The following is a 7,712-nucleotide window of genomic DNA, read 5'->3' as shown; positions in this document are numbered from 1 at the left end:
GGGTGATGTTCGCGATGCGACGGCTCATCGAAAAAGGCGCTCCATGGGTCGGCCACCGGGCCTCCGGTCGCCGAGGTCAACGCCGACGGACGCGGAGGCTGTTACGGAACCAGCCTAGGCTGCCGAGCATGAATTTCCCCCATCGACGCACCGGCCTCGTTTCACGTGAAACGTCAGCCTTGTCGATGGAATGTCTTGGTGACCGGTCAGGTGCGGCTAGCAAGGCGGGGGACGTGAAGCTGGCCCGTCGGCGCGTCCTGCTCGGGTGGGAGAAAGAGCCGTTGGGCCGCGGCGAGCACCGCCTCGGCGACGGTTGCCCGGAATGCGGTGGAGCCAAGGGCCTTGGTGTCATGTTCGTTTGTCAGATATCCGAGGTCGAGCCGTACGGCCGGCATCCGGGTCCGCCGAAGCAGACTCCAGACTTTCGGATGGGTGCGGCAGTCCAGCATGTCGGTCCGGGAGACGATTTCACGGTGGACGAGCTGGGCGAAGCGCTCACCCACGGCGGACGACCCGCGCGCGTTGCCGTAGTAGTAGGCCGATACCCCCTGGGCGTGCGGGGATGGACTGCTGTCGGCGTGCAGCGAGATCAGGAGATCTGCTTCGAGCTCGTTCGCCCGCGCGGCCCGCTCCTCCTCGCTGGGGGACTCGTCCAGTCCGTGGATGAGGTGCGCCTGCAGGCCCGAGTCGAGTAGCCGCGTGGACATCCGGACGGCGAGGTCGGCCATGAGATCCCGTTCGCACAGATTGCCGCAGGCGATGCCCGGATCGTCGCCACCGTGGCCGGGATCGATGGCGACGACGACTCCGAGCAGCGAGGAGCCGTGGGCCAACAGCCGGACAGACTCCCGCAGCACGTCGGGCCGGCCACCAGTGACTGTGCGCTGCAGGCGTTTGAGTTCGCGCAGGGTGTGTGGCCCGCATTGGCCGTCCGGATCGAGACCCCGGTTGCGCTGGAAGTCGCGGACCGCGGACTCGGTGCGTGGCCCGAAGATCCCATCCGTGCGGCCGACGTCGAAACCCATGTTGAACAGGCGCTCCTGGAGCGCCGCCACGTCATCGCCGACAAAAGGGTGCGCGGGACTGTGGTAAAGCAGACGGTCGCCGAGCTTGTGGCGTGCCTCCTCCAAGGCACGCGCCGTGTCTGGACCGAGTATCCCGTCGGCGGACAGCCCCCGGCTCTGCTGAAAGGCGCGCAGCGCGTTGTCGAGGTCTCGGTCGAACCGATCGGCCGGCTTGGCCGGAATGCCGCCGGGAGTACCGTCGACAGCCGGGACCCGCGTGTCCTGGGACGGGTCCGCGGCGGAGGCAGCACCTCTATCCGGGGCACTCTTACCCAGGGCACTCTTACCTGGGTCACCCTTACCCGGGCCGGCCGGATCCCGGCTCTGCCGGGGCGTCACGGGAAGAAAACCAAGATAGGTCAGGGCCGCCCGAACCTCGGCGACGGCGGAACCTTGGTCTCCCAGACGCAGCAGCTTCACCGATGCATACCTTTCAGCTCGCCTGCCCCAACGTGTCCCTGGCGAAACCCGGTGCCCCTGGCGAAACCCGATGGTCGGGGCCACCGCGTCGACGAATGATGCGCCGACGGCCGATTGCTGAATCTCAAGCCTAGGGCATGCCCGTGCGGTCTCGACCGACCGCGAACCGGATCCTCCAGTATTGACCGTGCGTGACCAGGCGCCGTGATACTCCCACGATGCTCGTGACGGCGGGAGAAAGTTCCCGGGCCGCACGTGGTATCCGGTTGTCGTGGGCGAACCGGCGCGGACCAGTCCGGGAACGACGTCGGCCCGCCGGGATCACACCCGGCGGGCCGACGGTGGAACGACCGCGTGACGAGATCAAATGTAGGCCGAGAGGTCACGCAGCAGGGCGGCCTTCGGCTTCGCGCCGACAATGCTCTTGTCGATCGCGCCCTTGACGAACACAGCCATGGTCGGGATCGACATGATCTGGTAGTTCCGGGCGGTCTCCGGGTTCTCGTCGATGTTCAGCTTGACGACCCGGAGCTTCTCGCCATGCTCCTTGGCGATCTCCTCCAGAACGGGTGCGACCATCTTGCAAGGGCCGCACCACTCGGCCCAGAAGTCCACCAGGACCGGCTTGTCGCTCTCCAGTACCTCGGTCACGAAGGTGCTGTCGGTCACGGGGGTGGTGGAACCTGCCATGTTGTTCTCCCTGATGGATGATCTCTTAGTGGACGGGAAGGCGATCAACGGGCCGGTGGTGGCCCGCGGACGGCGCCCGACCGGCCTTCGGGCAGCCGGGTCGGGCAGGCCTGATCCAGCGCCGCTCGGTCGGCCGCTCGGACAGACGACCGGGTCAGGCAGGTTGCGGCGTCGGGGTCACGACCCGGGGAGCCACGGTGGTCACCTCGCCCGGACCCTCCCCGGCGGCGATGAAGCGCTCCGCGTCGAGAGCGGCGGCGCAGCCCGTGCCAGCCGCGGTGATGGCCTGGCGGTAGGTGTGGTCGACCACGTCGCCACAGGCGAAGACCCCGTCCAGGTTCGTCTTCGTGGTCGGGTGCGCGACCGAGATGTAGCCGGCGTCGTCGAGGTCGAGCTGACCACGGACGAGTTCGGTACGCGGAAGGTGACCGATCGCGACGAACAGCCCGGTGACCGGAAGATCCTTCTCCTCACCGGTGACGGTGTCGCGCAGCCGGACGCCGGTGAGCTTGTCCGTGCCCAGGAGCTTGGTGACCTCTGCGTTCCACCGGAACTGGATCTTCTCGTTGGCGAAGGCCCGCTCCTGCATGATCGCGCTGGCCCGGAGTTTGTCCCGCCGGTGGATCACCGTCATCGAGCGGGCGAAGCGGGTCAGGAAGGTCGCCTCCTCCATCGCCGAGTCGCCCCCGCCAACCACCGCGATGTCCTGATCCCGGAAGAAGAAACCGTCGCAGGTTGCACAGGCGGAGACCCCGTGGCCGAGCAACCGCTCCTCGTGTTCGACGCCGAGCATGCGGTAGGCCGAACCGGTGGCGACGATGACCGTGCGGGCGAGGTAGGTCCTGTCCTCGATCTTGACGACCTTCGGGTTCGCCGCGAGGTCGAGCTCGGTGACGTCGTCGGCCACCAGTTCGGCTCCGAACCGCTCCGCCTGCCGCCGCAGGTTCTCCATCAGTTCCGGACCCTGGATGCCGTCCGGAAACCCAGGAAAGTTCTCCACCTCGGTGGTGTTCATGAGCGATCCGCCGGCCGATACCGCGCCCTCGAACACGAGTGGCCGTAGGTTGGCCCGGGCGGTATAGACAGCGGCCGTGTACCCTGCGGGGCCCGAACCGGCAATGACGACATCGCGTATGTCGTCATTGCCGTCGGGCTGGCTGCTGCGGCCGGTGACATCCTGGCCGTCCTCCTGGGCTGTCACACCCGCTCCTTTCATGCTACGGGATCCCTTTCATGCTACAGGATCCCTGTGAGCCGGGTGGGCCCTCGCCGGTACCTGTCGCCCCGGCTTCATCCGAGTTCCTCGTTCATCGGTCCGTCCATGGAGACGGTGCCCGACAGCGACAACCGTCTCCGCGGGCATCTGATTCCATCCGCGCCCGCCACCGGTGCGTGCCACGGCCGGGCTCCCGGCCCCTCTCGATGCGTCAACCCCCACCTCAGTGCCGCAGGGTGGACACGCTGTACCACGGCGCGGTGGAGACGGTGGTGATGCCGCAGCGGGCGTCGACGACCAGCACCCTGGCCACCGCCGGTTGCATGGGCACGGAGAGCACGATCAACAGCGCCGGCTGGTCGTTGTAGACGACGCGGTCGACGGCGAGGATCGTCCCACCCGTCTGCGCCGCCAGGCTCTGGTAGCACGGGCGCAGGCCAGGGGTGTCCAGCACCGAGCGCAACCGGTCGACGTCCACCGTCGCAGGGGTCGTCGCGCCGCCGGCCGCCGCGGGCGCGGGCGGCGGCACGAGCGGCAGCGCCGCGGACCCCAGGATCCGGCCGGCCAGCAGTTCCCGGCCGTGCCGCACGACGTCCGAGGGAGCGACGCTCGCCTGCGAGACCGCCATTATGATGAGGGGAGCGGAGCTGGCGGAGCCGCGTTCGGCCACCACCGAACCGCCGGCCGGGCCGGAGCTGTCCACGGGGTTGGACGCCGCTACCCTGTGATCGACGTTGGCGCTCCGCAGACCGTGGTACACGAAGATCGCCGCCCCGAAGGTGATGAAGGCGATGCAGACCGCCATGATGGACACCCAGTCCCGTCGGGGGCGCGCACCCGGCGCACCCGGACGGCTCCGCGGATCCCGGCGCCGGGCCGGTTGATGGTCTGTGAGCCCAGCCCCCGCCCCACCTCGGCCGGGCCGCCGCCTTGGCCTGTTGCCACTCGCCGCCCGCCCACCCGTGCCATCCCCTGGATCGGTGTGGACGGCCTCGGTGTGGACCGCCTCGGTATCCCCCACGAGGGGTTCCGTGCCGGTGGCCCCGGCGGCTCCCGTGGTGCCGGCGAAGCCGGAGCTCGCGGGCCCCGGACCGGTCGGCGCGGCCGGGTTCCGGCCCGGTCCCGGCCGAGAGGGAGCAGGTGCGTGGGCCGCCAGCGCAGCCTGGAGGCGTTCGGCCACCTCGCCGGGCATCGTCAGGGCCGCCAAGCGGGAGAGGTCCGTACGGACCCTGCGGAGGGCGACCATCGACTCCTGGCATGAGACGCAGCCCTCGATATGCTCGCGGACGGAGCGGGGGAGCGGCTCTCCGTCCGCGAAGGCGTCCAGCAGCTCGGCGTCCGGGTGATGCACGTGCGCGCGCAAGCGGCGACCCGCCGGGAAGGGATCGGAGGGAGCCGCCGGTCGGCGTCGGTCACCCGCAGGCTCAGTCGCCATTGCTGATCACCTCCTTCGGCAGATCCGGATGGCGTCGGCCGCGCCCGCGGGGCCGCGGCCGATGGGCCGACCTCCGGTAACGGGCTGCTGCCCCGGTGAGCCCGCCGCATCCTGGTGTCTTCCTTCTGAGACGGCGGGCGAAGCCGCCGGGTTCCCTGACCGGGGGGACCTATCAGGACGGCGAGCTGCGCGCGACCGCGCGAACGCCGGCTTTTCACCGTCCCGACCGGAACTCCCAGCAGCCCCGCCGCCTCGGCGACGGGTCGTCCTGCCACGTCCACCAGCACCACGGCGGTCCGCAACCCGGGCGTCAGCCAGCCCAGCGCCTCCTCGACGTCCAGGTGCAGGTCATGCTCGGCGACGCACCCGCGGGGATTGACCGGATCACGAATCTGGCCTTTCGGGGTAGTCGTCATGGGCACCGTCGGGCGGGCGGTACGGCGGCGCAGCCCAGCTCGGCGTCGGGGCGGCCACCAGGACTTCGGCGGGTGGACCGACTCTCACCGTCCTCTCACCGTCCTCCCGTCAGGACCGGAACGTGATCTCCGCGATCGACCCGCGGTACTGCCCGGCGTTCGACGGCAGCGAGGTCAGCCACAGCACCCAGTACTGCGAGGGGTTCACGTCCGATGACATCGGCAGGACCACCGTGCCGCTGGCGCCCGACTTCTGGGCGACCACGCGGTCGAAGCCGTCGAGCGACTCCGACAGCCTGTCGCCGCTGCGCAGCTCGAACGACACCGGACCCAGGCTGCCGACCGTCACGGTGGCCGAGGTGGGCAGGATCTTTTGCGGAAACGCCATGCGCAGCCCGACACCCGGCTTGAGGTTGCCGAACGTCGCGCTGGTGTAGTTGCTCGTCGTCCACTCCGTCGACGTGTTCCCGTCGAACGCCTTGCCGACATCCGCCGGTTTCTCGGTCTTGGGTTCACCCGAAGGTGCGAACGGGTCGAAGGAGTCCGTGCTGCTTGGCTTGAGGATGGTTCCGGTGGGGGTCGCCGGCACCGTGGTCGGGGTGCCGGGGTTGGCAGCGTTATTCTTTTCGCCGTTGCCACGCAGGGTGATTACGGCGACCACCGCGATTGCGACGACCACCACCAGAGCGATCCACGGCACGGCCCGTCCCAGCGACGGCCCGCCACGGCGCCTCGGGCCGGAACCAGGCGGGTAGCGGTCGGATCCCGCCGGGTAACCGCCACCTCCGGCTGGATAGCTGCGGTCGTCGTACCCACTGCGGCCGTAGCCGGTCCCGCCGCCGCGGGACCCGTGGGGGCCTTCCACCCGGGTGTCGTACCGGGCGTCCCGGCCGGGGCCGGGGTAGCCGGCGGTGTCGGCATAGCGGCCCTGCGCCGGGTAATCCCTCGGCGCGAGGTAGTCCGAGGATGCGAAGGCGTCCACGTCCATCGCCTCGGTGCTGGGCGGGGCGTCACCGAGGCTCATCAACCCGGTGTCGAGCACGGCGTCCACCGGGTTGATCGACTCCAGCTCTTCGACCAGGTCGGCCGCCGTGGTGATGGGCGCCCCGACCCGATCGTCGCCGAGGGTGGCCATGGTGATGGCGTCGAGATCACGCGGAACTGACGAGGCGACCTGTCGGGGAGTCCGCAGCCGGCCGCCCGAGGTGGGTGCGGTGGGCAGACCGCGGTCCCCGCCGAGGGGCCAGTAACCGGTGAGCCCGGCATACAGCAGGCCACCGAGCGCCCGGACGTCGGCCGCGGCGATCAGGTCGGGATTCACCGCCGTGGCGTCGGGGCCGCCGCCTGCGCGGTCGGCCGTGCCTGGGCCGGAACCGTCGTCCCCGCCGATCCCACTCTGGTCGGGCTGGTTACCGTGCCCGTCGAGCTCCGTCGCGGGGAGGGAACCGTCGAGTTCCGCGAGCACCCCGCCGATCTCCAGGTCAATGACCTTGACGGTGCCGTGGCTGGAGACGATGACGTCACCGGGGTTCAGGTCACCGTGATGGATGCCGCGCTCGTGTGCCGCGGCGATGACTCGGGCCGCGGCGAGCACCACGGCGCCGGCCTGCTCCGGGCGTAGCGGCCCGTCGGTGGAAAGCTGACGCAGCGTCTTGCCGTCCACCCATTCCGAGACGACGTAGGAGATGCGTCGGGACTCGGCCGTGGTAGTGGTGGCGTCGTAGGTCGAGGCGGCGCCGGGATGCACCAGCCGACCGGAGTTGATCGCTGCGGTGAGAAGCCGGCGGGCCGCCTGCTCCTGCTCCGGATCCGTGGCCGGCCCGCCGCCGCCCGCGGACGCGGGGCCGTGCTCGACGATGCGTACTGCCACCGGTCGGGCGAGCACCTTGTCGTCGCCTCGCCAGAGGGTGACGGGCCCACGGGTCGTCAACGCGGAGAGCAGACGGTAGCGGCGGTCGAGCACGGACTCGGCGAGGATGGCGGTGCCGGAGTGCGGCGTCGCACCCCGGACTCCGGGCGCGTTCGGGTTCACGTCGTTATCGACGTCCCCGGCCTGCGGTCGGTTGCTTCCGTCGACCACAGCGCCTCCGTCGTCCACGGGCCCGGCGTCCACAATCCGCCGTCGGGCTTCCCTACCTCACCCGGGCAGGGGTTCCGCCCAGCGTGCCGCCACCGTAGGCGGACACCCCGGGTACCCTCCGTCGCTCTGACCAGCCGCCTCGATGAACGAAGCGACGAGCGGGAGGCTGCGCCTGGTTTACCGGCGACGTTGGGTGGGGCCCGCGCACAGCGTGTCCAGTGTACGAGGAGGTCAGAAGGATCTCGCGAATGTCTTGGGACAACCCGCCCATGTGTACCGACTGTGACGATCGGCGAGCCGATTCTTTCGGTGACGTGCGAGGATGCCCCGGGAGTAACGACGACAAGGATCTTTCTGGTGCCGGCGGGATCGTCTCGGCTGGCACTGTCTC

At 69.9% G+C, this 7,712-nt stretch carries 6 protein-coding genes; all 6 read right to left on the bottom strand.

Translation table 11 applies throughout. The features are described from left to right. Nucleotides 1-206: 206 nt before the first annotated feature. The 6 genes from ACY45C_RS09465 to ACY45C_RS09440 all read right to left on the bottom strand — a co-directional run bounded on the left by ACY45C_RS09465 (nucleotide 207) and on the right by ACY45C_RS09440 (nucleotide 7,321). A complete protein-coding gene (locus ACY45C_RS09465) occupies nucleotides 207-1,484 on the bottom strand; it encodes an N-acetylmuramoyl-L-alanine amidase (protein ID WP_462187252.1) in 1,278 nt (425 codons plus the stop codon). A gap of 363 nt (nucleotides 1,485-1,847) precedes the next feature. Further along, a complete protein-coding gene (gene trxA / locus ACY45C_RS09460; RefSeq protein WP_462187251.1) occupies nucleotides 1,848-2,174 on the bottom strand; it encodes a thioredoxin in 327 nt (108 codons plus the stop codon). A gap of 154 nt (nucleotides 2,175-2,328) precedes the next feature. Beyond that, complete coding sequence (gene trxB / locus ACY45C_RS09455; RefSeq protein WP_462187250.1) at nucleotides 2,329-3,375, bottom strand: thioredoxin-disulfide reductase; 1,047 nt, start codon at nucleotides 3,373-3,375, stop codon at nucleotides 2,329-2,331. Between the two features lie 238 nt (nucleotides 3,376-3,613). Beyond that, nucleotides 3,614-4,195: a hypothetical protein gene (locus ACY45C_RS09450; protein WP_462187249.1), complete on the bottom strand. Its 582-nt coding sequence runs from the start codon at nucleotides 4,193-4,195 to the stop codon at nucleotides 3,614-3,616. Nucleotides 4,196-4,584: 389 nt separating this feature from the next. Then, nucleotides 4,585-5,241, bottom strand: coding sequence for a sigma factor-like helix-turn-helix DNA-binding protein (locus tag ACY45C_RS09445; RefSeq protein WP_462187248.1), 657 nt, complete (start codon nucleotides 5,239-5,241; stop codon nucleotides 4,585-4,587). Between the two features lie 109 nt (nucleotides 5,242-5,350). After that, nucleotides 5,351-7,321 carry a protein kinase family protein gene (locus tag ACY45C_RS09440; protein ID WP_462187246.1) on the bottom strand — a complete coding sequence of 657 codons (1,971 nt, stop codon included), beginning with the start codon at nucleotides 7,319-7,321 and terminating at the stop codon, nucleotides 5,351-5,353. Nucleotides 7,322-7,712 lie beyond the last annotated feature (391 nt).

It is taken from the genome of Frankia sp. CcWB2, assembly GCF_977927585.1.
This window is presented reverse-complemented; position numbering and strand designations above follow the sequence as displayed.